21 protein-coding genes are annotated in these 22,877 nt (G+C 73.3%); 15 read left to right on the top strand and 6 right to left on the bottom strand.

Features of this window, described 5'->3' with window-relative positions; translation table 11 throughout:
• Nucleotides 1-321 precede the first annotated feature (321 nt).
• Complete coding sequence (locus JKP75_RS13215) at nucleotides 322-624, bottom strand: DUF6308 family protein (protein ID WP_200493157.1); 303 nt, start codon at nucleotides 622-624, stop codon at nucleotides 322-324.
• 124 nt (nucleotides 625-748) lie between these two features.
• Here JKP75_RS13215 and JKP75_RS13210 point away from each other — a divergent pair.
• Nucleotides 749-1,917 (top strand): IS3 family transposase gene (locus JKP75_RS13210; RefSeq protein ID WP_200492732.1). Its coding sequence is split into 2 segments (ribosomal slippage): nucleotides 749-1,046 and nucleotides 1,046-1,917, totalling 1,170 coding nucleotides; the frame shifts between segments, so codons are not numbered across the junction.
• A gap of 6 nt (nucleotides 1,918-1,923) precedes the next feature.
• Here the strand turns inward: JKP75_RS13210 and JKP75_RS13205 are convergent.
• The gene (locus JKP75_RS13205) at nucleotides 1,924-2,331 is read right to left on the bottom strand and encodes a DUF6308 family protein (protein ID WP_200490802.1); all 408 of its coding nucleotides are present in this window, start codon (nucleotides 2,329-2,331) and stop codon (nucleotides 1,924-1,926) included.
• A gap of 142 nt (nucleotides 2,332-2,473) precedes the next feature.
• Between JKP75_RS13205 and JKP75_RS13200 the strand changes: the two genes are divergently transcribed.
• The 6 genes from JKP75_RS13200 to JKP75_RS13175 all read left to right on the top strand — a co-directional run bounded on the left by JKP75_RS13200 (nucleotide 2,474) and on the right by JKP75_RS13175 (nucleotide 9,616).
• Nucleotides 2,474-3,379: a hypothetical protein gene (locus JKP75_RS13200; protein ID WP_200493156.1), complete on the top strand. Its 906-nt coding sequence runs from the start codon at nucleotides 2,474-2,476 to the stop codon at nucleotides 3,377-3,379.
• 263 nt (nucleotides 3,380-3,642) lie between these two features.
• Entirely contained in the window at nucleotides 3,643-4,797 is a 1,155-nt protein-coding gene (locus tag JKP75_RS13195) for a hypothetical protein (protein WP_200490804.1), read from the top strand.
• Nucleotides 4,798-4,959: 162 nt separating this feature from the next.
• Nucleotides 4,960-6,231, top strand: a complete 1,272-nt coding sequence (locus JKP75_RS13190) for a hypothetical protein (protein ID WP_200490805.1) — start codon at nucleotides 4,960-4,962, stop codon at nucleotides 6,229-6,231.
• Nucleotides 6,232-6,386: 155 nt separating this feature from the next.
• Complete coding sequence (locus JKP75_RS13185) at nucleotides 6,387-7,097, top strand: hypothetical protein (protein WP_200490806.1); 711 nt, start codon at nucleotides 6,387-6,389, stop codon at nucleotides 7,095-7,097.
• A 920-nt stretch (nucleotides 7,098-8,017) separates the two neighbouring features.
• Entirely contained in the window at nucleotides 8,018-8,647 is a 630-nt protein-coding gene (locus JKP75_RS13180) for a hypothetical protein (protein WP_200493155.1), read from the top strand.
• 159 nt (nucleotides 8,648-8,806) lie between these two features.
• Nucleotides 8,807-9,616 (top strand): hypothetical protein, encoded by an 810-nt coding sequence (locus JKP75_RS13175; protein ID WP_200493154.1) that lies wholly within the window; start codon nucleotides 8,807-8,809, stop codon nucleotides 9,614-9,616.
• Nucleotides 9,617-10,139: 523 nt separating this feature from the next.
• Here the strand turns inward: JKP75_RS13175 and JKP75_RS13170 are convergent.
• From JKP75_RS13170 to JKP75_RS13160, 3 genes are all read right to left on the bottom strand, one after another.
• Complete coding sequence (locus JKP75_RS13170; protein WP_200490809.1) at nucleotides 10,140-10,685, bottom strand: hypothetical protein; 546 nt, start codon at nucleotides 10,683-10,685, stop codon at nucleotides 10,140-10,142.
• Nucleotides 10,686-11,135: 450 nt separating this feature from the next.
• Nucleotides 11,136-12,881, bottom strand: coding sequence for a zinc-binding dehydrogenase (locus tag JKP75_RS13165; RefSeq protein ID WP_200493153.1), 1,746 nt, complete (start codon nucleotides 12,879-12,881; stop codon nucleotides 11,136-11,138).
• Nucleotides 12,882-12,912: 31 nt separating this feature from the next.
• The gene (locus JKP75_RS13160; RefSeq protein ID WP_200490812.1) at nucleotides 12,913-14,706 is read right to left on the bottom strand and encodes an acyclic terpene utilization AtuA family protein; all 1,794 of its coding nucleotides are present in this window, start codon (nucleotides 14,704-14,706) and stop codon (nucleotides 12,913-12,915) included.
• Between the two features lie 144 nt (nucleotides 14,707-14,850).
• Between JKP75_RS13160 and JKP75_RS13155 the strand changes: the two genes are divergently transcribed.
• The gene (locus JKP75_RS13155; RefSeq protein ID WP_200493152.1) at nucleotides 14,851-16,104 is read left to right on the top strand and encodes an amidohydrolase; all 1,254 of its coding nucleotides are present in this window, start codon (nucleotides 14,851-14,853) and stop codon (nucleotides 16,102-16,104) included.
• 72 nt (nucleotides 16,105-16,176) lie between these two features.
• Here JKP75_RS13155 and JKP75_RS13150 read toward each other — a convergent pair whose 3' ends face one another.
• Nucleotides 16,177-16,872 (bottom strand): hypothetical protein, encoded by a 696-nt coding sequence (locus tag JKP75_RS13150; protein ID WP_200490814.1) that lies wholly within the window; start codon nucleotides 16,870-16,872, stop codon nucleotides 16,177-16,179.
• Nucleotides 16,873-17,059: 187 nt separating this feature from the next.
• On the opposite strand from JKP75_RS13150, the gene JKP75_RS13145 reads away from it, so the two are divergent.
• From JKP75_RS13145 to JKP75_RS13115, 7 genes are all read left to right on the top strand, one after another.
• Nucleotides 17,060-17,713 carry a bifunctional 2-polyprenyl-6-hydroxyphenol methylase/3-demethylubiquinol 3-O-methyltransferase UbiG gene (locus JKP75_RS13145; protein ID WP_200493151.1) on the top strand — a complete coding sequence of 218 codons (654 nt, stop codon included), beginning with the start codon at nucleotides 17,060-17,062 and terminating at the stop codon, nucleotides 17,711-17,713.
• A gap of 153 nt (nucleotides 17,714-17,866) precedes the next feature.
• Nucleotides 17,867-18,514 (top strand): NAD-dependent epimerase/dehydratase family protein, encoded by a 648-nt coding sequence (locus tag JKP75_RS13140; RefSeq protein ID WP_309229816.1) that lies wholly within the window; start codon nucleotides 17,867-17,869, stop codon nucleotides 18,512-18,514.
• Complete coding sequence (locus tag JKP75_RS13135) at nucleotides 18,511-19,875, top strand: hypothetical protein (RefSeq protein ID WP_200490816.1); 1,365 nt, start codon at nucleotides 18,511-18,513, stop codon at nucleotides 19,873-19,875. The genes JKP75_RS13140 and JKP75_RS13135 overlap by 4 nt, the downstream gene beginning before the upstream one ends.
• 32 nt (nucleotides 19,876-19,907) lie before the next feature.
• A complete protein-coding gene (locus JKP75_RS13130; RefSeq protein ID WP_200490817.1) occupies nucleotides 19,908-20,582 on the top strand; it encodes a glycosyltransferase family 2 protein in 675 nt (224 codons plus the stop codon).
• Nucleotides 20,579-21,253 carry a DUF2064 domain-containing protein gene (locus JKP75_RS13125; protein ID WP_309229815.1) on the top strand — a complete coding sequence of 225 codons (675 nt, stop codon included), beginning with the start codon at nucleotides 20,579-20,581 and terminating at the stop codon, nucleotides 21,251-21,253. The genes JKP75_RS13130 and JKP75_RS13125 overlap by 4 nt, the downstream gene beginning before the upstream one ends.
• On the top strand, nucleotides 21,250-22,446 hold the full coding sequence (locus JKP75_RS13120; RefSeq protein WP_200493150.1) for a molybdopterin-dependent oxidoreductase: 1,197 nt from the start codon (nucleotides 21,250-21,252) through the stop codon (nucleotides 22,444-22,446). The genes JKP75_RS13125 and JKP75_RS13120 overlap by 4 nt, the downstream gene beginning before the upstream one ends.
• Nucleotides 22,443-22,874: a hypothetical protein gene (locus JKP75_RS13115; protein WP_200493149.1), complete on the top strand. Its 432-nt coding sequence runs from the start codon at nucleotides 22,443-22,445 to the stop codon at nucleotides 22,872-22,874. Before JKP75_RS13120 ends, JKP75_RS13115 begins: the two co-directional genes overlap by 4 nt.
• The last annotated feature ends 3 nt before the right edge of the window (nucleotides 22,875-22,877 follow it).

Genomic DNA, 22,877 nt, shown 5'->3' with positions numbered 1-22,877 from the left:
ATGGACAGCTCCGCCAGAGAGGTCGTTGAGCGGCTACTGGCCCTGCAGGCTTTCCACGCCCACAGCGACGGCTCGTACAGCGTCGAGCCGCGCCTGCTGACTGCCCGGCGGGCGTCGCTGACCTGACCGATGACGCCTTTGACCGGTGCGGACATGCAGCTGCCCCGACCGTGACCGTCGGGGCTGCTGGCTTCGCAAGGTCACGTGATCAAAGGTCCAGACTGCACCGGCAACCATCGCTGAGACCATGCCTACGCGCACCTGAAGGGCGCGTTTCGTCGACGTGCGCCGTCGACGAAACCAAGACGCTAGGGAGTCAACTCAGTCGCGGCGCAGCCAGGTCCACAGGGCGACGTCGAGTACGCGCAGTGGCACATCATCGCAACGCACGCCGTGGGAGGTCCTCACCTGCTCGGTGAGCTTGACGAGGCGGCGGCCGATGGCCTCGTCGCGCATCAGGAATGCGATCACCTGCCAGTCGACCCGGCGGGTGCCATACCGCCGGATGGGGGTGCCGTACAGCCCCAGCCCTTCGCAGACCACCCGGTCGCGCACCGGGAACAGTCGAGGGCGCTTGCGGGCGCACAGCTTCGCTGAGGTCACCCACGGGTTGGGCTTGGCCACCCACGGGTCGCAGCAACCGCCGTGAATCGCTCCCGCCAAGGTCTCCATCGCCTCGAAGGGACTGCCCAGGGTTCGGTTGACTCCTTGCCTGTGAGGTTTCGGCCTCGCTGGAAGGATCAGCACCGTGCCCAAGCCGTTCCCCAAGGAGTTCCGGCGTGACGTGATCGCGGTGGCCCGGCAGGGCGACCAGTCGATCGCACAGGTTGCCAAGAGCTTCGGGATCTCCGAGTCCTGCCTGCAACGCTGGCTGAAGATCGCCGACCGCGACGACGGCCTGGCCGCCAAGACCTCGCCGCCGGCCGGCTCGAGCACCGGCAGCGACCTGGAAGCCGAGAACCGGGAGCTGCGCAAGCGGGCCAAGCAGCTGGAGCAGGAGAACGAGATTCTGCGCCGGGCGACCGCGTACTTCGCCCGCGACGTCCTCCCAAAATGATGTACCCGCTGGTCCAAGACCTCGCCGCCGACAAGATCCCTGTCGCGGTGACCTGCCGGGTGCTCGGCTTCTCCAAGCAGGCCTTCTACAAGTGGCAGGCCAACCCGGTCAGTCAGCGCGACTGGGACGACGCGCACCTGATCAACGCCGCGATCGACATCCACCACGACGATCCGGAGTTCGGCTACCGGTTCATCGCCGACGAACTCGCCGACAAGGGGCTGCGGGCCTCCCGCAACCGGGTCAACCGGCTCTGCACCTCGCAGCGGCTGTGGTCGGTGCACTCCCGCAAGCGCGGCCTGAACCGCAAGCCCGGACCGCCGGTGCACGACGACCTGGTGCGCCGGGACTTCACCGCCGAGCGCCCCAACCAGCTGTGGCTGACCGACATCACCGAACACCCCACCGCCGAGGGCAAGCTCTACCTCTGCGCGATCAAGGACGCCAGCTCCAAGCGGATCGTCGGCTACTCCATCGACGCCCGGATGACCTCCGAGCTGGCGGTCAACGCGCTCCGTAATGCCATTGCCCTGCGCGGCCCGGTCGGCGCGATCATGCACTCGGACCGCGGCAGCCAGTTCCGTTCCCACGCCTACGTCCGGGCTCTGCGCGAGGCCCAGTTGCGCGGCTCGATGGGCCGAGTCGGAGCGTGTGCTGACAACGCCGCCATGGAGTCCTTCTTCAGCCTGCTGCAGAAGAACGTCCTCAACCGACAACGCTGGACCACCCGCGAGGAACTACGACTGGCGATCGTGGTCTGGATCGAGAAGACCTACCACCGCCGCCGGCGCCAAGACGCCCTCGGCCGCATGACCCCTATCGAGTTCGAGACACTGACCCAGACCGCTCACGCGGCCTGACCGCCCCTACCGAGACGAGTCAACTGAAGTCTGGGCAGTCCCGAACGTGGTGTGGTCGGCCGTTGCGAGGTCTGCGTCAGAAGGCAGCCCGGCCAGTCCCTGCTCGATGTCCGCGCGGATGCCGGGGTCGCTGAGCAGCCGCCGTGTGGTCAACGCGTCAACGCCGGCGTTGAGCACTGTGAGGGCGTGCAGGTCGGCCGCGGTGATGGTGGTCGGGTCGACGGGCGCCAGTTCGAGGAAAGTTGTGCCGGCGCCTCGCCGGACGGGGTCGTAGTGCTTGCCGAGTCGCTCGGTGGCCGGTCGGGCGGTGTCGTCGGAAAGTGCCTCCATCGTCACCTCTCGCGCGTACTCCAGCTCGCTGGACGCCGGCCGCGGCCAGCCTTCGGGAACGTCCGGCGGGGGAGGGGTGACCATGGCGCGGACCGTAACGGGCGGAACTCCCGCATCCAGGAAGGCGGAACCGACGGTGCGTCAGGAGAGGCCGGGGAGGACCGGGTGGGGCACGATGCTGCGGTGATCGACTGGCCGGGAATCTGGGCCGCGGTGGCGGCGCGCGGTGGCGGCGCATCGGGCGGCCGGCCGCGGGCATCTGCTGACCGAGGACACCGTGCGGCTGGAGACGGTGCTTGTGCTGGAGCAGTTCGGTGTCGCACCGGGGCGCTTGGCTGCCGAGGTCCTCGCCCCCGAACTCGCCGGAGGCAAGCTCGACCTGGTCGTGGACCCGCCCGGTGGCGTCGCAGTGGAGCTGAAGTACCCGCGGGACAGCCGCACCGGCTTCTCGCCAGACACGATGACGTTCGGTGAGCTGCTACGGGACTTTCTGCGCGTGGCCGCGGTGCCCGCTGATGACCGGTGGGTGGTGCAGCTGCTCAACGACCGGCTCGCTCGCTATGTCATCAACGCCTGTCTTCGTCACGGCCTTGCCTGGCCCGAGGCCGTCGGCGGCACCATGACGCTGCCCGCTTCGGCTCTGGCCGGTCTGCCGGTGACGGCTGTCCGCGCCATCGGTGCTGCTGCGGTGTCGGGCACCGTGTCGGCGACCTGTGCCGTCATCGAGCCGGCGGGTGAGGGGCTCTTGCTCTACGCGTTCCGGATCGACCAGTTGCCCGCCGCCGAGCTAGTCACCGGAGTCATAACGGCCGGAGTCGATGCCAGCGAGGCAGCGGCCCACACCGACGCCGCCGTCATCGCGAAGCGCTCGAGTCGCGAAGGGGCGCGGGCGGAAATTCTGGCCGCGGCTCAGGCCGTCGTCAGCCGTAGCGGTCAAAACGCCTTCACGATGCCCGAGGTCATCGCGGAGATGCGTCGTCGCGGCACCGGCTACGCGGAGTCGACGATCCGCACGATGATCGGCGCTCACCTGTGCGCCGACGCCACCGGAGTTGGCACCGCCGGCTACGCCGACTTCACCCGTGACGGCAGAGGCCGGTACCGGTTCAGGTCGTCGGGGGCTGTCCGCTGACCTTTGGCCACGGCATAGGTCTCCGCTCGGCCCCGGCCTAGTGACAGTAGGTCGGGACCGAGCGGAGGGCAGCCGAGTCGGTCCAGCCTCGGCCGCGGCGCGCCACCGTGTCTGGACCACGACGCCGCGCACTGACGACATCGGCAGCAGCGAGCACGACTCGAGGCGCTGAGCAGCGATCTCACCCGATCGGAGGTCTCCGGTGCGGCCGGTCAGCGAGCGTCGGCGGAACTGTCGTACCCCCGCCGTAGCGTGCGCCGCAGATGAGCTACTCGACTGAGCAACGACGCCACGCCGCCGCATGGAAGCACCACACCGAAGCACTGCCGACGGCCGCGAAGGCCCCGGCGCCGTACGTCGCCAAGGACGGCCGGGCGGGCGGCCCGGCGTACGAGTTCTGCCTCCCGGCGGCACTCGCGGAGCACAACCTGCTGCCCGACGTGCGTGACGCCGCGTTGGCGCTGTTCGCCGAGCTGGGCATTCCCTGGCATGCCGGCATCGGCGGCGGACCGGGCAACCACCTGCTGTCTTCGCAGGTGCAGTGCGTGAACGCCTTGGGCCAGACGGTCAGCGACCCGGCCCGGGTCGCGGCCGCGTTCGGCAGCACCGTGCCGGTGGGCGAGGTCCTGGAGATCGAGCCGGGCCGGTACCTGACGTTCGAGTACATCGGGCCGACCGACTTCTTCAGCGAGGCACCCGGTAGCGACCGGATCCGCGGCGCGCGCTGCACCAGCGTTGACGCGGCCTTCCTGCACCGGGCCCCCGATGGAGGCCGGGAGCTGGTGCTGGTGGAGTGGAAGTACACGGAGTCCTACCGGCTGCGCGACCCGGAGCCGGCACGCGACGAGACCCGACGCCGACGGTACGCCGCGGCGGTAGCCGACCCCGCCGGCCCGATCCGTGACGGTGTGCTGCCCTTCGATCTGCTGCTGGACGAGCCGTTCTACCAGCTGGTGCGCCAGCAGCTCCTGGCGCACGCTTTGGAGAAGGCCGGCGTCGCCGACCGGGTCCGCGTGGTGCACGTCCTGCCGCCGGACAACCAGGCCTACCAGCGGTCCCTGCCGCGCCCCGAACACCGCGCGCTGGGCCAGTCGGTGTCGCAGGTATGGGAGCAGCAGTTGCTGCGCCAGACCGACCGGTACACGGTCATGGACCCCGCAGTGTTCCTCGACCCCGACCTGACCAGCCGGGAGTACGTGCTGCGCTACGCACCGGATGTGGTGTGGGACGAGGACGGGCTGGCGGCTGCGCTCGACGTTGACAGCGTCGACGCGATCGAAGACGCCCTCGATTGGGACGGTGACCTGGAGCTGGAGGCCGACGGCGTGTACCTGCGCGTCGGCACGACCGCCACGGGCCTCAGCTACCCGTTCCGGCTGTCCGCCCTGCAGGAGCTTGCCGCAGAGCTCGAGGCCTGAGCCGTACCGCGCACCGGCCGCTCGGTGGGCGGGCGCGTCCGCCCCCATCGAGGCAGGGCACTCCCGCAGCGCGTCGCGTTCCGGCACGCTGACGAGCCGATAGGCAGGACCGTGCCGCCGTTCCACGTTCTCGCGGCGAGACCAGGAAAGGGCGAGCTCCCCGTGATCACCCATGACCAGCTCAAGGCCGCACTCGAACGCGCCGGCGCGCAGGACGTCACCGACAAGCAGGACCGCAAGAACTCCATCTCATCCACGGTCATGCGGTGTCGACTCGATGGCCGGCGGACCGTCGCAGTCGCCAGTGGTGCGTCGACCGAGACCTGCATCGGTGCCGTTCTCGATCTGCTCGACCTGCACCTGCACGGGGCCGGGGCGTCTGCGGGCGAAGGTGAGCCCGCCGGCGAGGTCGCCGTTGTGCTCGGTGAGCGGGAGAACACCGAGGCGCTCGACGCGATCGGCTCCCTGCTGGCCGCCATGAGCGGCGGCCCGGCGGTACACATCTACACCGCCGACGCGACCGGCCTCCGACAGCTGCCGCCGCTCGCCCCGGCCGACTTCTCCACCAGCGCCAAGGCCGTCCGGTACCTGGGCCTGATGGACCGCCTCGAGGACGGCCCGCCCGACCTACTGCGCCGGCTGCAGAAAGAGGTCGGCCGCACGGAGCTGCGTGCCTACCCGATGCTGACCGGCTATCCCGATTGGTCGCTGCGGCTGGAAGGACTGGAGGTCGGCCGGATTCGTGCCGGACGTGGATGGCTGGACGTCGGCAAGGTCGGCCGAACCGGTAATGAGGGCGAGGCGCGCCGAGCCTGGCGAGCGGCCGCGGTCCAGCCCGACGGGGGCACCCGACTCATCGTGCGCGACGACGACGAGCAGAGCGTGAAGCTGGCCGTGGCCGCACTGACCGCCTTCGCCGACGACTGGTTCCGCGCACCGGCCGCTGGAGCTGAGGCCAAGCAAAACGAACACGCATTGGAGTCACGCATCCTGCGCGGCGCGTGCCCGATCGGTGTTACCTCCGGCCGGCTGGAGCTCCTGCAGCCCGATGACGGCATGACCAACTGGGGCAGCCAGTTCCCCACCCGCTGGGGACACACCACGGGCAACGCCGCCCGCTACCTCGACGCGCTGATGCGCCAGGGCTCCGTGCCGTGGGCCGTGGAGATGAAGGTCCGCGGTGGTGGGGGAGTGGGCGGCTACTACCGGCACGCCGTCGCCCAGGCGGTCCTGTACCGCCAGTTCATCCGCAGCGCCAGCCCGCTGGACCCGTGGTTCAGCCGCCACGGCTTGGACCGCACCGCGGTGCGGGCCGCGGTGGCCGTTCCAGTGCTCGATGAGCAGCCGGTGTGGCGTGACCGCCTGCAGGGGCTCTGCGATCTGATGGACGTGGAACTGGTGCAGGTTCCTCACGAGTACGCGGCCCTGCGCTGATTCTGTTGTGCCGGACGTTGTCGCCGGGGAAGTTGCTGCTCCGTAAAGGTCGGAAGGTCACCGGCTACCGCCCAGTGACGCCCTAAGCTCACGCGGACCCCGGAGCCGGAGGTCCGAGTGGGATCTGGGGGGGTCGGGGCATGGGTGACGGCGGTATGCGGTACGAGCTGAAGACCGTGAAGGCCATACGCGGTACCGAAGGCAGGTCGGTCGCTAAGTGGCAGAAGGACGGCTGGGAGCTCGTCGACCAGAGCGCGGGCACCTTGCACACGACGCTCAACTTCCGGAAGCCGAAGCCGCCACTTCCTGTGCGTCAGATCGCGATCGCCGGTGCCGCCGTCCTGGTTCTCGCCGGCGTCATCGGAGTCGGCGCCCTGCTCGAGGGGAATGGAGACAGCAAGAACTCCGCATCGGCTACCTCGACGTCCGTGACGGCCGAGGAGTCGGACGCCCCGCCGGCGGCCGAGCCGACCGAGCAGGTAGACGCCCCGCCGGCACCCGTGGCGACCGAGCCGGTGGACACCCCGCCCACGCCCGTCACTGACACCACGGTCGATGAACTGCTCGATGCGCTGAACGCCGGCAGCTCGAGTGGCATCGCCACCGGGGACCGGTTCAGGATCACGGCCGAGTTGTTCGAATCCGACGCGTGGGGAGTCGGGGCGTCCGGGGACTTCGTCGTCTACGTGATGGCGAAGGGTGGAGCGGACGACCTACCGGTGTTCGTCGACGAGTCGGACGCGGACGGCTGGCAGAACGGCACGCGAGTCGAGATGGTCGTGGAGGCCGTGGAAGCCACCATCAACGGCGAAACCACAGACGGCTGGCTGCAGGCTGAATCGGTGAAGACAGCTTCCGGCGCCTAGCTGACCGGCGGCCCCCGCGAGTTGTCGCCGCTCCTGTTCCTCCCGTCCTCCATGAGGTGTCGCCAGGCCGGCTAGGGCCTCCAGCGCGCGGCGAGCTTTCGGTGCGGGTTAGGCGACCGAGCCGCCGATGCTGGTGGCGTCGAGCGGCCCTCCCGCCTTCACTCTGCTCGGGGATGGTGTCCGCGCACGTCTCACGGCAGGGTCGGGGACCATGCGCGCAGCGGACATTGCCATCGGGCGGACGTACGCGTGCGCGGCCCGGGGCCGCGCTGTGACGCGAACCGTGCCCGTGGTGGTGCTGGCAGCGCCGGTCGCTGGCCGTGTTCGGGTCCGGTTCGCCCCTGATGCCGACGCGGCGCTTCTGGATGCGCCCGAATCTGGGCACGAGGACGACGTGTCCACGCGATCACTGCTGAGCCCATGGGAGGACTGGGCGGCCGCTGCAGCGCGGGAATCGGGCGACGCTGCGCCTGTCGTGGTCGAGCGACTGCCCGAACTCACCACGGACGACGCGCTTGTGCAGCGCCTGGACGACGACAAGGTCCTGGTGCTGGGCAACACCGGCTTGGTTGCTCACTTGGGGAAGCCGCTGTACACGCTGTCCCCGCAGCTGACGCACGCAGCGACCGCCGAGTTGGGCACAGCGTTCGGCGCAGCGGCCGCGGCCCTGCAGGCGGCTAGCGCCGTAGAGGACGTCCGGCAGGCCGGACTGGTGTTCAAGGTCGCGAAGAGCAGCGTCGAGCAGTTCCGGCAGTTCGACGCCGTGATGTCGAACGGGGAGATGCTCGGAGTTCTCCGCGGAGACAAGGGCATTCGGGCGTTGGTGCGGTGGCAGCAAGCAGGGACCGGGTTGCGTTCGCTGGCGTCGGTATCCCGGGCTGATCTTCGTCGCCGCTTCGCTCGCCGGTCAGGCGCGGATGATGAAGACGCTGACCGCCGTCGGCTCCGCCCTCGACAACCTGAAGGGGATGGAACGGGACCAGCAGATCGCCCAGCTACGGGCGGACCGTCGACGGGTGGTCAAGGTGGTCGAGCTCGCCTCGTTGCTGGGAGCGCTGCCTGAAGCTCTGGCGGCCGAACTGCCTGACCGCCGCGCGTTGGAGGTGCAACTGGAGCGCGCTGCCGAGGAGGTCGCCCGGCTCAAGCGGGACCTCGGTCGACTTCCGTCGAATGCTCGCGAGAAGCTCGAGGCGCTGCAGACCACCGTGCCCGATGTGATGTTCAGCCTTGCCTACTACGCCGAGGCGGAGGCCACGTTGATGGTGGCGGAGTTGCTGCACCGGTACGCAGTCGCCCAGACCGACCCGACGACCGCAGCACTGCTGGAGGACTACGAGCTGAAGCAGCGGGAGGAGCGGGCCGCGGTCGGCGTTGCCCTCGTTGACGGCATCAGCAAGGCCATGAAGGCCGTGGAGGCAGAGCCAGGCGGGGGATGGTTCGCCGGGAGCACACGGCAGAAGGTGGAGGCGCTCGCCGGCGAGGTCCGCGGAGAGCTAGCCGCGCTTCGAAGGAGCGGTTCCCGGCGCGCTCGGCGACAGCTTTCGGCTTGACGGGATCGCGGCCAGCCGTGCATCCAGCCGGACGAGATCGCTGTCGCGTCTAGGCATCGAAGGCGGCGACCGCGGAGAGCCGGAGGAGCCACGGCGACCGTCTCACCGGATCTCGAAAGGTTCCGTGACGCCTGCGCATACGTCCGCACGGTCGGGCACATGCGCAGGGCGAAGGTGATGGGACAGCTGGACTTGTTCGACGCCGACGGCGTCGAACAACTGAAGGGGGTCTCCGAGACGCACGACGGCGGCCAACCGGATGGGAGCGACGGGCCGACGCGCGTTCCGATGAAAGTGTCGCCGACCCGGGTCACGGTTTCCGACAGGCGACACTCTTCCGCCGACCCGGGCACCGACCGGGATGTCAGCCAGCAGGCACACAATGCAGCCGTGACCGACGACTCTGGGTTCGACTTCGACGCCACTGCGGCGAACGCGGAAGTGGCGCTCTCCGCCCTGAAATGGGTGGAGCAGGCCCGGGCCCGCGACGTGTTGAGCGTCTGGGGCGGCATGGACGCCGACTTCCGCCTGTCCTACGTGCAGATGTGGGTACTCAACAACCCGCGAGCGCTCAACGACCCGCTGACTGGAGGCGCGTCTCGCGAGCAGTTGGCGGAGCAGTTGGCCGCGTTGCCGCCGGCGCATCCTCTGTGGCCGCACCTGGAGCGGGTGCTCCGCCGCGACCTGGTCGACGTGATCGCGCGCATGTTCGACGACCGGGAGCTCGGCACGGGAACCCGGCCCCGGTTGGTCGCCCCCGGGCTGGAGCTGATTCGGGTGACACCGGTCGACCAGGTGCCGCAGCAGGCCGACGGGACGCACGTGTGGGAGAGCGACACGGCGGTGCAGTCGCTATCGCTGTTCCTGTCGCTCGGTCCGGCGGGGTGGCTGGTGGCCGGGTGGGGTGACGGTGTGATGCGGCCGGGGTGGCCGCCGCAGCATGAGGTGTTGGCCACCCCGGCGGACTGAGCTGCGCGGCGACCAAGGCGCGGCTTGGTCGAGTGTCGTTCGCTGGAGCAGAGGCCCATGACTGTCGTCCCATGGGCGCCGACACTCTGGTCGGAAGTCACGGCTCGAGTGCGGAAGGGGCCGGGCTGTGCGGGTCGCGGAAGACAGCAAGCCCGCTGACCACTCGACCGAGGAAAGACCGATGAACACCGCCGCCCCGGCGTTCCGCTGCCCGTCCTGCGGCCCGGAGCCCGACCCCCGACCGGGGCTGCCCGCGCCGTCCGCGACATGCCTGCCCGCGCAGCTCGGTCATGTCCAGCCCGCCTTGCTGCGGGTACCCATCGACGTGCACTTCACCAACGGCGCAGCATCGCCACGGCACACCCGCACCCCATCGGTGCGGGCCTGCCGCCGTTCGAGCCCACGACGTGGGCGTTGGACGGACATTGGATGACCGACGACAGCTGATCCAGTCGCGACGTCACCGCCAGGTGACGAGCACAGAGGGGTGCGGGGACCTGGTCTCCGCACCCCTCTGGCGTTGCTACCGGCGGGTGCGCAGCCAGACGACGAGGGCGAGCACCGGCACGTACAGGGCGGGCAGGTTCCGGGCGAACCAGGCCGGCAGGTAGATGTCGGTGACCCCGCCCGCGGGTGCGCCGGCCCGCTCGGCCAGTCCCGTCAGCGGGCACCGGAAACCGGCCCCGACGAAGACCAGGCACTCGGCCGCGACGACGGCGGCGGCCGCCGCGACCCGCCTGTCCCGACGCCCGCGGACGGTGGACCACAGCAGGAAGCCGACGCAGAACTCGATCGTGGCCCAGAGGGCGGTGTGCCCCGCCTTGATCAGCGCCAGGATGCGGGGGCGGGCGGCCGGCGGATGACGCCGGCGGTGCTCGGCCTCCGCGCGCGACCGGATGCCCCGCAGCATCCGCCGCATCATCGGCCAGTCGCCGAGCTCCAGAAGCAGGACCGCCGCCGGACGCCGCCGGTCGTAGGTGACGCGCAGCCGGGTGGCCAGGCGTGTCCGGTCGCCAGGCAGCGGTGCGAGCCGCCAGGCCCACGTGCTCGTCGGCGTGCGCCACAGCATCCACCGCGGCTCGTCGTAGGGAGTCGACGACGAAGGAGGTCTGCTCCGTCGGCCGCGGGGACATCGGGAGCCATCTGCCCACGCGGAGGTCCTGCAACGAGGGCACGATCGCCGTGGCGCTCGGGTGACCGAGGTTGTCCAGCAGGTCGTCGGCGTACCACCCGGAACGGAGGCAGCCCACCTGCACCAGCCAGGGCCACAGCTCGTCCGGCAGCGCCGCGATGGTGAGGGCTCGGGTGGCCCCGAGGTGCGCATCGGCCACCCGGTCGTCGCCCGGGAACGGTGCCGCGACCTCCGCCGGAGTCGCACCCCAGTGCCGGTGCCAAGGACGCAGCAGCGGTGCGATGACGAAGCGCGGCAGGTCGGCGAGGACGTCCCGCACCTCCCGTGCGAGCTCCGCCGCGGTCGGTCCGGCTCGTTCCACGGATCGCGCGGGCGTGGGCACGGCGATCAGCCGGCCGCGGTCGAGGGGGCCGACCGCGTCATCCGGTAGCGCTCGACCAGCGTCCACGTGCCCCCGGCGACGGAGACCTCGTTGGTCCACTCCGCCGCCGCCGGGTCGGAGACGTCCCACGTCAGCCGCAGTCGGATCGGGGCATCCCCGACCGAGGCGTACACCAGCCGGTCGCCATCCAGGCGGCCGCGCATGACGTCGGCATGGCCGTAGTTGTCGGCCAGCGTGGCCCGGTACTCGCCGGCGTCGGCGTCCCAGCCGGTGACCCAGTGCAGCTGCCAGGTGAGCAGGAAGGTGCCGTCCAGCAGGAACTGGTCCTGCCGGTAGTCCCCGACGATCCACAGCCCGTCGTGCAGGCGGGAGTGCACGCCCGACCCTCGGGCGGTCATCGCCGGGCTGCCCGGCCCCATCCCGTCCGGCTCGATGGTCCCGGTCCAGGTCACGTCGGCGTAGAACCGGTCGAGCGCGGCCATCTCCGGGCCGGGGTGACGCGGTCGCGGCACGCTGAGCAGGGACGCCGGGTCGGTCATCGCACGTCCTCCGGAGCCGTCGGCAGAGTGCTCGGACGGACCCGAGGGTGATCCCCGCGCGTCCGGCGGCCCAGGGTCGACCGCCCCGGTGGCGGCGGGACCTCGGTCGCCGGCGAGCACGCGTGCGGAGACACGGAGGGGTGCGGAGACCTCGTCCCCGCACCCCTCTGCCGGTGCTCGCGACGGACCGTCGTCCGCCGCGGACTGCCTCAGTCGTCGTCGGTGGCGACGACCTCCTCCGGTGCGTTCGGGGTGAGGACGACCCGTCCGACGGCCTTGCGGCTCTCGATGTACTCGTGCCGCCGCGGCGGCCGCGGACAACGGGAAGGTGCGGTCGATCAGGACGGCGAGCCGGCCGGCGGCGACGTCGTCCACCAGGCCCTGCACCATCTGCTGCACGCGCGGTGTGGTGATCTCCCCGCCCAGGTAGACGCCGGTCAGCGACTGGTTCTGCATGCCCAGCACCCCGGCGTTGAACGGCGTCACGTCCCGGCCGGCGTTGCCGACGGTGATGGCGCGGCCGCGGCGGCGCAGGCAGGCGACCGACTGCTGCAGCGTCTTGCCGCCCACCGAGTCGACGACGACGTGCACCCCGCGCCCGCCCTCGGTCAGCCCGCGCACCTCGTCCACCCAGCCGTGCTTGGAGTAGTCGACGGCGTGGTCCAGGCCGAGCTCCTTCAGCGGCTCGAGCCGGGCGAGGGACGACGCGGTCGCGATCACCGTCGCACCGGCCCGCTTGGCGAGCTGGATGGCGGCGACCCCGACGCCACCGGCACCGGCCTGCACCAGCACCGTCTCGCCCTCGGTCAGCCGGCCGAACTCGAACAGGCAGTCGTGCGCGGTGCCGTACGCGACCGGCACGCAGGCGGCCGCGGCGATGTCGGCCCCCTCGGGCACCTTCCACGTGGTCCGCGCCGAGACGGCGAACAGCTCGGCGTGCGACCCGTGGCTGCTGGTCGCCACCACGCGGTCGCCCACGGCCCGGTCGGTCACGTCGTGGGCGACCGCGACGATGGTCCCCGCGGCCTGGTACCCGACGATGTGCGGCACGGTGATCAGCGGGCCGCCGAGCCGGTTGAGGGTGTCGCCGCCCTCGATGGACACCGCCTCCACGCGGATCAGCACCATGCCCGGGCCGACCTCCGGGTCCGGCACGTCCTCGTACTGGAGGACGTCGGGGGGACCGTTGCGGTGGTAGACGGCTGCCTTCATGCGTGCACTCCTGATCGTCGTGTGGTCTGGCTCACGGCAACGTCGCGGAACGGCCGGCCCATTCCTCGGGCACCGGCACCAGCTTGGAGCGCAGGTACTCGCCGACGGACTTGCCGATCTGGTCCACCCGCAGGTTCGACGAGCCACCGGTGCCCAGCAGCCCCTCGAGCACGAAGTGGACGGCCCGCAGGTGCGGGAACTCGTGCCGCCGCAGCGTCAGCTCGCGCGCCTCCGGCATGAGCGCCCGCAGCCCGTCGGTGGTCAGCGTCGTCCGCAGCCACTCCCAGTGCGCCGGGTCGCTCACCCACAACCCCACGTTGGAGTTGCCGCCCTTGTCGCCGGCGCGGGCGTGCGCGAACTCGCCGAGCAGCACCCGCCGGGTCGCCCCGGCGTCGGCGGCGGGGGAGGGCTCGGGGTGGCGGGGCTGGGCGATCTCGTCGTCGGTCGCCGTCCGGGACGGCGTCGGGGCGTCGAGCACCGTGCCGTCGGCCAGCACCGCCCGGTGCACGAGCACCTCGGCCGGCACGAGCGCCGGCCAGTAGTCGATCCGGGGCCACGGCTCGCGGGCGGCCTGCGCGTGCCCGTCGTGGTGGAAGCCGGGGAAGCCCTGCAGGTACAGGCCGCTCACGGCCGACGGGAACGCCCGCAGCTGCTCGCGCTCGCGGGCGGTGGCGATCACCCGGATCGGCACGGTCGCCGCCCACTGGGTCGCCGGGTCCGGCGCCGCGGTGCCCAGCGCGGTCACGTCCAGCTCGTCGACGACGTCGCCGAGGAGCAGCTCCAGCTGCGCGCGCAGCAGGTCCACCTTCGCCTCGACGTCCGGCGAGGTGCAGAACAGCATCGTGGAGATCTCGAAGCCGATCGGCGCGAAGACGGCGACCTTGGCGGTGACCGGCGGCGGCGACCCGGTCACCGGCCCGATGGCCACCCGGTCCGGGCCGACCTGCGTGAGCTGCACCGTCTCCAGGTGCACCGTCGCGTCCGGGTTGAGGTAGCGCGGGCCCTGGATCTCGTAGACCAGTTGGGCGGTCACCGTGTCGACGGTGACCATCCCCCCGTCGCGGGCGTGCTTGGTGATGACGCTGCTGCCGTCGGCGGCGATCTCGGCGATCGGGAAGCCGGGCCGGGTCATGCCGGGCACGCTGCGGAAGCCGGAGAAGTTGCCGCCGGTGGCGTGCGCGCCGCACTCGATGATGTGCCCCGCGGTGACCGCGCCGGCCAGGGCGTCCCACTCGTCCGGCGTCCACCCGTGCCACCACGCGGCCGGGCCCACCGTGAGCGAGGCGTCGGTGACCCGCCCGGTGACGACGATGTCCGCGCCGGCCCGCAGCGCCTCGGCGATGCCGAAGCCGCCGAGGTAGGCGTTGGCCGCGATCGGCTCCACGCCCCAGTCCTTGAGCGGCGCGTTCGTGTCCAGGTTCTCCAGCGCGTGCCCCTCGGCGTGGAACTCCTCGAGCCGGCCGACCAGGTTGTCGCCGTCGACGTGCGCCACCTCCAGCGCCAGCCCGGCGTCGGCGACCAGCTGCCGCACCGCGGCGGCCATGCCCGCCGGGTCGAACCCGCCGGCGTTGGTGACGACCTTGATCCCGCGCTCTGCCAGCACCGGCAGGTGCGGGGCGAGCTGCCGCAGGAACGTGGGGACGTAGCCGCCGCGTTCCGGGTTCTGCCGGTAGGTGGTCGACAGCGAGGCGAGGGTGACCTCGGCCAGGTAGTCGCCCATGAGGACGTCGACCGGGTCGCCGGCCAGCGCCTCCTCGATCGCGGTGAACCGGTCGCCGAGGTAACCGGAGAAGTTGCCGATGCGGATCGGGCGGCGGTCGGTCATGTGCGGACCGTAGCGAAGCGCTGCCGGCCGGCGGACCCAGGGTTGTGCCGCCGGTCACCCCGGGTCGGTGACGGCGGCCACGTGCCGGGATACGGTCGCCTCCCGATCCGCCGGCCACGGCCGACCACCCAAGGAGCCGCCGACGTGAGCCCTGCCGACGTCCTCGCAGACCTGGAGCACATCTACCGGGACCTGCACGCCCACCCGGAGCTCGCCTTCGCCGAGCACCGCACGGCCGGGATCATCGCCGAGCGGCTCGAGGCGCTGGGGTACGAGACGACCACCGGCGTCGGGCGCACCGGCGTCGTGGGCGTCCTGCGCAACGGGCCGGGGCCGACCGCGCTGCTGCGCGCCGACATGGACGCCCTCCCGGTGGAGGAGGAGACCGGCCTGCCCTACGCCAGCACCGCCCGGGGGACGGCGGCCGACGGCTCCGACACCGCGGTCATGCACGCCTGCGGTCACGACGTGCACGTGACCTGCCTGCTCGGTGCCGCCGCCACGCTGGTCGCCGAGCGGGACACCTGGAGCGGGACGCTGATGCTGGTGTTCCAGCCGGCCGAGGAGGTCGGCGGCGGCGCCCAGTCGATGATCGACGACGGCATCTTCGACCGGTTCGGCAAGCCCGACGTCGTGCTGGGCCAGCACGTCTCGCCGCTGCCCGCGGGCCTGCTGGGCCTGCGCAAGGGCCCGGCCTTCGCCGGCGCCGACATGCTGCACATCGTGCTGCACGGCCGCGGTGGGCACGGCTCCCGGCCGGAGACGACCGTCGACCCCGTCGTCATGGCCGCCGCCACCGTCATGCGGCTGCAGACCGTCGTCTCCCGCGAGGTGGCCGGCAGCGAGTCCGCCGTCGTCACCGTGGGCGCGATGCACGCCGGCAACGCCGGCAACGTGATCCCCGAGCGCGCCGAGCTGCGGGTGAGCCTGCGCTCCTACGACACCGAGGTGCGCCGGCGCCTGATGACCTCCATCGACCGGATCGTGCGGGCCGAGGCCGCCGCCTCCGGGGCTCCGGAGGAGCCCGAGGTGAACCTGAAGGAGTCCTTCCCCGTCCTGGTCAACGACCCCGATGCCGGCAAGCGCACCATCGAGGGCTGGGACCGCGACCTCGGTCCTGGGCTGACCGTCGACCCCGGCCCGGTCACCGGCAGCGAGGACGTCGGCATGCTCGCCACCGCCGCGGGCGTGCCGCTGGTCTACTGGCTGCTCGGCGGCGCCGACCCGGCCGCGTTCGCCGGGGTCACCGACCGCGAGGGCCTGCAGCGGGTCGTCCGCGACCTGCCGTCGAACCACTCGGCGCAGTTCGCGCCGGTCATCGAGCCCACGCTGAGCACCGGGGTGAAGGCCCTGGTCTCGGCCGCGCGCACCTGGCTGCCCGCCGAGGGCCGCCGGTAGCACCGGGCGCAGACGCGCAGGAGGGGTGGAGCCGACCGGCTCCACCCCTCCTGTGCGTTGCCGGCTAGCGCATCAGCTGGTCGGCACGGTGATCGTCGCGACGCCGATGAGGAAGCCGCCCGCGAGGGCGTCGGTGTCGAAGGTCGTGTTCAGCAGCTCGGCGGCCTCGGCGCTGAGCAGCACCTCGGTGCCCTGCAGGGTGGCCTCGCCGCCCTCGATGGTCGGCGGGTTCAGCGTGCTGCCGTCCAGGTCGAACAGCGGGGCGCTCGGCACGGCCAGCTCGCCGTTGACCGAGACGTCACCGAACAGCCGCGACGGGGTGCCGGGGTCGATGGTGAAGTTGGTCAGCTCCACCGTGGTGCCACCGGCGGTCAGGCTCAGCCCGCTGCCCTGGTGGAACAGCGTGCCCTGCACGTAGGGCTTGTAGCCGGTCGACTTGTCGAACACGGTCACGGTGCCACCGGTGATCGGGAAGCTGACCGAGCCGTCGGCGAGCGTCGCGCCGCCGACGGTGCCCGGCGTGAGGCCGAGGCTGCCGAGCGCGTCCACGAAGGCCGCGTCCAGGGCGACGGCGGTGCTGCCACCGGCCGGGATCGCCGGCAGGGAGGCGACCGGCTCGGGGCGGGCGAACTGCGCGCTCTCCGAGGAGGAGCTCGACGTCGTGGCGTCGTCGGCCGAGGCGTCGTCGCTGCAGGCGCTGAGGCCGAGGGCCGCGGTGAGGGCCACGCCGGCGACCAGGAGCTTGGCGGGGGAGCGGAACTGCGTCATGGGATCTCCTCGTTCGATCGGATGTCAGCAGGCCTTCGACCCGAGGTCCGCGATCGGATTGCCCCCGACGCGAACTTCCTCGATCGGGTTCGGGGTGAACCGGACCGCCTCCCCGGCACGAACGCCTGCACGTGAGTCGAATCCGCAGCGCCGTCGCCCCCCGCCCCGCGACCCCGGGCGCGGGCCGATGAGCCTCGCGATCGCCGAGCCGGCGCCGGCCGACCTGTACGACACCGCGCTGCGGTCGGCCGGCTCCCCGGCGGAGCGGTGGCGGTGGTTCGCCCGGTACGAGGGCGGCGGCCGGCACTCGCTGGCAGGTGCGCTCGGCCAGTGGGTCGGCACCGCCGACGACGCCGACCGCGAGCTGCTCGACCGCGCCGAGGGCACGGTGCTGGACGCCGGCTGCGGGCCGGGCCGGCTGGCCGCGGAGCTGGCCGGGCAGGGCCGGGAGGCGCTCGGCGTGGACACCTCGCGGGAGGCGGTGCGGATCGCGCGGGGGCTCGGTGCAACCGCCGTCCGGCGGTCGGTCTTCGAGCCGGTGCCCGCCGAGGGCGGCTGGGACACCGTCCTGCTCGCCGACGGCAACATCGGCATCGGTGGCGACCCGGTCGCGCTGCTGTCCCGCTGCCGTGAGCTCCTGACGCCCACCGGCCGGGTGCTGGTGGAGCTGGGGCGCCCCGGCACGGGGCTGCGCGCCGGCCGCGTCCGGCTCGAACGCGGTGCCGAGAGGGGCAGCTGGTTCCCGTGGGCGCAGGTCGGTGCCGACGCCGTCGCCGTCCCCGCCGCCGCCCTGGCGCCGGTCGCCGGCGACGCGCCCGTGCTGCGGCTGCGGGCCTCCTGATGCGGGTGCTGGTCACGGGCGGCGCCGGGTTCATCGGCGGGCCGTCGGCCACGAGGTCTGCTCGACGGCCCGCAGCTGCCGACGGTGTCGAGTTCCACCACGGCGACGTGCGCGACGCGGCCACCGTCGACCGGGCGCTGGACGGCGATCTTGGTGGGCCGGGCGTCGAGCGCCCTGGAGGCCGGCGGCGGTGCTGCGGCCGCCATGGCGCGCGCCGACGTGTTCGCGTGGGACACCGTCGGCGAGGAGACCCCGGCCGATCCGCGCAACACCTACGCCGCCACCAAGCTGCACCAGGAGCACCTGGCCGCCGCGTGGGCGTCCGCGACCGGCGGCGGAGCGGTCGCGCTGAGGTACCACAACGTCTACGGCCCGCACATGCCGCGGGACACCCCGTACTCCGGGGTGGCGGCGATCTTCCGCAGCGCCCTGGAGGCCGGCCGCGCGCCCGCGGTGTTCGAGGACGGCGGCCAGCAGCGCGACTTCGTGCACGTCACCGACGTCGCGCAGGCCAACCTGTGCGCGCTGGCGGCCGAGCCGCCGGAGGGGGCGCTGCGCGCGCACAACGTCGCCTCGGGCTCCCCGCACACCGTGGGCGACATGGCCCGCGCGCTGGCCGAGGCGTTCGGCGGCCCCGAGCCGCGGACCACCGGCGAGTACCGGATCGGCGACGTGCGGCACGTCGTCGCCAGCCCCGAGCGCGCGGCGCGGGAGCTCGGCTTCCGGGCGCGGGTGACCTTCGCCGACGGCATGCGCGCCTTCGCCACCGACCCGCTCCGCCCGGCCGCACCGAGCCGGTGACCACCGCCCCGCCCCGCCCCGCCGGGACGACGACGCCCGCGCGCGGCCGCACCGCCCGCGGGCTCGCCGTCGTGCTGGTCGCGGCGGGCGTGCTGGCCGTCTGGCTCAGCGGCCGGCGGATCACCCGGGACGGCGGGCAGCTCAGCCTGCGCGAGGGCTACGTCGTCGTCGGCCCGTTCGACGTCGTGCTCACCCCGCGGATGCTCCTGCCGGTGGCCGTCGCGGTCGCGGTGGTGCTGTGGGGTCCGGCGACGGCCCGCCGGCTGCGCTGGCCCGCGGTGCTCGCCGCGAGCACCGCGGGCGCCGCGGCGTGGGCGGTCGCGCTGGCGCTCAGCAGCAGCTGGTCCGCGCTCGCCGCGCCGATGGCCACCGAGCACGAGTACGTCGCCGACGTCGGCCGGGTCGGGGGCCTGCGCACCTTCCTGGCCACCTTCGTCGACTCGGTGCCGGTCGGCTCTCCCGATCCGTGGGTCACCCACGTGTCGGGGCACCCGCCGGGTGCGCTGCTCGCGTTCGTGCTGCTGGACCGGGTGGGGCTGGGCGGACCGGGCTGGGCCGCCGCGCTGTGCATCGCCGGGGGCGCGCTCGCCGTCCCCGCCGTGCTGGTCACCGTCCGGGTGGTCGCCGACGAGGCCGCCGCCCGGACCGTGGCGCCGTTCGCCGTCCTGCTGCCCGGCGCGGTGTGGATCGCCACCAGCGCGGACGCGTTCTTCGCCGGCGTCACCGCCTGGGGCGTGGCGCTGCTGGCGCTGGCCGCCGCACGGTTCCCGGCACGGGCCGGCTGGGTCCGCGCCCTGGCCGGGGGCGTACTCCTAGGGCTGAGCCTGTACCTGTCCTTCGGGCTGGCCGCGGCGGGGCTGCTCGCGCTGACCGTCGTGCTGCTGCAGCGGGCGCGCCTGGACTGGGCCGGCGTGCTGCGGGTGCTCGCGGTCGCCGCCGCCGGGGTGCTGCTGGTGGCCGCGCTGTTCACCGCCGGGGGCTACTGGTGGGTCGAGGGGATCGAGGCGGTGTCGCAGCGGGTCCGCGACGGCGCCGCGTACGAGGACCGCGCCGCGCAGGCGACCTGGTTCCTGGCCGCCAACCTCGCCGCGGGTGCGGTCGCCGCGGGGCCGGCCGTGGTCGCCGGGCTGGCCGGCGTGCGCGGCCGGGTGGCCTGGCTGCCGCTGGCGTCGCTGGGCGGGGTGCTGGTCAGCGACCTCTCCGGCCTGGTGCTCGGCGAGACCGAGCGGATCTGGCTGCCGTTCGTCGTCTGGCTGCTGCCGGCGACGGCGTCGTTGCCGGCCCGCTCGCACCGATTCTGGCTGGCGCTCGCAGCGCTATTGGCGATCACCGTGGAGGTGACCGTCCGGACGCCCTGGTGAACCGGACGCGGGCCCCGGCACGAACGCCGGTCATGGCTGCCCCCGCTGAACCGCCGCCGGTCGACGTCGTCCTGCCCTGCCTGGACGAGGCGGCGTCGCTGCCGTGGGTGCTCTCCCGCCTCCCGGCCGGCTACCGGGCGATCGTCGCGGACAACGGCTCGACCGACGGCTCGGCCGCCGTCGCCACCGCGCACGGCGCGCTGGTCGTGCACGTGCCGCAGCGTGGGTTCGGCGCCGCCGCGCACGCCGGGCTGGAGGCGGCGACCGCCGACCTGGTCTGCTTCTGCGACGCCGACGGCTCGATGGACCCGGCGCAGCTGCCGCGGGTCGCCGGGCCGGTGCTGGCGGGGGAGGCCGACCTGGTGCTGGGCCGGCGCCGCCCCGCGCGCGGGGCGTGGCCGGTGCACGCGCGGATCGCGAACATCGCGCTGGCCCGCATGCTGCGCCGGCGCACCGGCCTGCGGCTGCACGACCTGGGCCCGATGCGGGCAGCCCGCCGGTCCGCGCTGCTCGCGCTCGACCTCACCGACCGCAGGTTCGGCTACCCGCTGGAGATGGTCACCGCGGCGGCCGACGACGGCTGGCGCATCCGGGAGGTGGACGTCGACTACGCCGTGCGCACCGCCGGCTCGCGGTCGAAGGTCACCGGCACCGTGCGCGGCACCGCCCGCACGATCCGCGACATGAGCGCGGTGCTGGCCCGGTGACCGGCGCGCTGCGCACCCGGGCCCTCGTCATCACCAAGGCACCGGTGCCCGGGCGGAGCAAGACCCGGCTCACCCCGCCGTGCAGCCCCGACCAGGCGGCCGCCATCGCTGCCGCCGCGGTCGGCGACACCCTCGACGCGGTGCGCGCGGCTCCGGTGGCCGGCCGCGTCGTCGCGCTGGACGGGCCGCCGGGAGCGCTCGACCTGACCGGCTTCGCCGTCGTCCCGCAGGTCCAGGGCGACCTGGGCACCCGGCTGGCGGCAGCGTTCACCGACGCCATGGCCGGCTCGACCGCGCCCGTGCTGCTCATCGGCATGGACACCCCGCAGGTGACGCCCGAGCTGCTCGCCCGGTGCGCGGAGCGGCTGGAGGCGGCCGGCCCGGGGACGGCGGTGCTCGGCACCGCACCGGACGGTGGCTGGTGGGCGCTCGGCGTGCACCGGCCGGAGGACGCCGCGGTGCTGGCGACGGTGCCGATGTCGCGCGAGGACACCGCCGTCCGCACCCGTGCGGCGCTCGAGGGGCGCGGCCTCGTCGTCGTCGACCTGCCCGAGCTCACCGACATCGACCACTTCCCGGACGCCGTCGCGGTGGCCGCGCTGTGCGCCCCGGGGAGCCGGACGGCGCGGGCGGTCGCCGCCACGGCCGCGGACGTGGGCAGCCCGGCGTGACCGTCCTCGACCGGCTGCTGGGGGCACCCGTGCCCGGGCCGCCCGAGGCCCTGCGCCGCGGGCCGTTCCGCGCGGACGCCTTCTCCAGCCCCCTGCACTCCGAGCGGCGGGCCGCCCGGAGCGGGGTGTGGCTGGGACTGGCCTTCGCGGTCTGCTTCGCCACCGGGCTGGTCAGCCACCTCGTGCAGCACCCGCCCGGCTGGTTCGTCTGGCCCGCCTCGCCGTCCTGGCTGTACCGCGTCACCCAGGGCCTGCACGTCGCGACCGGGCTGGCCGCGGTCCCGCTGCTGCTGGTCAAGCTCTGGACGGTCTACCCGGCGCTGTTCGCCTGGCCGGTGGCCGGCACGGTCGCGCGGGTCGTCAGCCGGCTGTCGGTCCTGGTGCTGGTCGGGGCGGCGGCGATGCAGCTGGTCACCGGCATCATCAACACCGCCCAGTGGTACCCGTTCGGCTTCTTCTTCCCGGTCGCCCACTACTGGACGGCATGGATCGCGATCGGTGCGGTCGCGGTGCACGTCGGTGCCAAGGCCCCGGAGATCCGCCGCGGGCTGGCCCGCCGGAGCAGCCCGGTCGCCGACGCCGCCGAGGTGCGGGCCGAGGAGTCCGGCCCGGTGCCGCGGCGGGCGTTCGTGCTGGCCGCGGGCCTCGGCGTCGGGGCCGTCACGCTCACCACCGCCGGCCAGACGTTCTCCCCGCTGGGCGCGGTCTCGCTGCTCGCGCCCCGGCAGCCCGGCGTCGGCCCGCAGGGGCTGCCGGTGCGGCAGACGGCGCGGGCCGCCGGCGTCACCGACGTGGGGCCCGGGTACCGGCTGGTCGTCGAGGGACCCGACCGGCTGGAGCTGACGCTGGCCGACCTCGCCGCCTTCCCCCAGCGCACCGAGCGGCTGCCGATCGCCTGCGTCGAGGGCTGGAGCGCGAACGCGACGTGGACCGGGGTCCGGCTCGGCGACCTGCTCGCCGCGGCGGGGCTGCCGCGGGACACCGAGGTCGTCGTCGAGTCGCTGCAGGAGCGCGGGCTGTACCGGCGCTCGACCGTGGCGCCCCCGCACGCCCGCAGTCCCCGGACGCTGCTGGCCACCGGGTTGAACGGGGCGCCACTCGACCCGGACCACGGCTACCCGGTGCGGTTGATCGCGCCCAACCGGCCCGGCGTGCTGCAGACCAAGTGGGTCACCCGGGTGGCGCCGGCATGACCGCTCCGGACACTTCTGGTCTCTGGTGGCGCTGGCTCCTCCTGCTGCCCGGGCTGGCCGCCGTCGGCTACGGCGCCTCGGGGCTGGTCGCCACCGACGTGCCGCTGCGCGCCTGGGCGACCTGGTTCGTCGGCAGCGCGCTGCTCCACGACCTGGTCCTCGCGCCGCTGTGGATCGGCCTCGGCCGGCTCGCGGTGCGCCTGCTGCCGCGCCCGGCCCGTCCGGCCGCCGTCGTGGGCGGTGCGGTGTCCGGGGTGCTCGCGCTCGTCGCGTTCCCGTTCGTGCTGGGCTACGGCGCGGACCCGGGCAACCCGTCCTTCCTGCCGCACGACGTCGGCCGCAACCTGCTGCTGCTCGTCGCCGCGGTGCTCGCCGCGGCCGCCGTCTGGGGGACCGCCGCGACCGTCCGCGCCCGCCGGGACGGGTAGCGC

This window comes from Blastococcus sp. TML/M2B (assembly GCF_016612865.1).
In the GTDB taxonomy this organism is placed as follows: domain Bacteria; phylum Actinomycetota; class Actinomycetes; order Mycobacteriales; family Geodermatophilaceae; genus Blastococcus.
This window is presented reverse-complemented; position numbering and strand designations above follow the sequence as displayed.

What these genes read in the sequence shown, in the direction of transcription:
- JKP75_RS13180 (WP_200493155.1), top strand. Translation starts at nt 8,018, where the DNA reads ATGAAGACGCTGACCGCCGTCGGCTCCGCCCTCGACAACCTGAAGGGG.
- JKP75_RS13185 (WP_200490806.1), top strand. Translation starts at nt 6,387, where the DNA reads ATGCGGTACGAGCTGAAGACCGTGAAGGCCATACGCGGTACCGAAGGC.
- JKP75_RS13145 (WP_200493151.1), top strand. Translation starts at nt 17,060, where the DNA reads ATGAGCCTCGCGATCGCCGAGCCGGCGCCGGCCGACCTGTACGACACC.
- JKP75_RS13115 (WP_200493149.1), top strand. Translation starts at nt 22,443, where the DNA reads ATGACCGCTCCGGACACTTCTGGTCTCTGGTGGCGCTGGCTCCTCCTG.
- JKP75_RS13150 (WP_200490814.1), bottom strand. Translation starts at nt 16,872, where the DNA reads ATGACGCAGTTCCGCTCCCCCGCCAAGCTCCTGGTCGCCGGCGTGGCC.
- JKP75_RS13170 (WP_200490809.1), bottom strand. Translation starts at nt 10,685, where the DNA reads ATGCTGTGGCGCACGCCGACGAGCACGTGGGCCTGGCGGCTCGCACCG.
- JKP75_RS13205 (WP_200490802.1), bottom strand. Translation starts at nt 2,331, where the DNA reads ATGGTCACCCCTCCCCCGCCGGACGTTCCCGAAGGCTGGCCGCGGCCG.
- JKP75_RS13160 (WP_200490812.1), bottom strand. Translation starts at nt 14,706, where the DNA reads ATGACCGACCGCCGCCCGATCCGCATCGGCAACTTCTCCGGTTACCTC.
- JKP75_RS13165 (WP_200493153.1), bottom strand. Translation starts at nt 12,881, where the DNA reads ATGAAGGCAGCCGTCTACCACCGCAACGGTCCCCCCGACGTCCTCCAG.
- JKP75_RS13130 (WP_200490817.1), top strand. Translation starts at nt 19,908, where the DNA reads ATGGCTGCCCCCGCTGAACCGCCGCCGGTCGACGTCGTCCTGCCCTGC.
- JKP75_RS13195 (WP_200490804.1), top strand. Translation starts at nt 3,643, where the DNA reads ATGAGCTACTCGACTGAGCAACGACGCCACGCCGCCGCATGGAAGCAC.
- JKP75_RS13175 (WP_200493154.1), top strand. Translation starts at nt 8,807, where the DNA reads ATGCGCAGGGCGAAGGTGATGGGACAGCTGGACTTGTTCGACGCCGAC.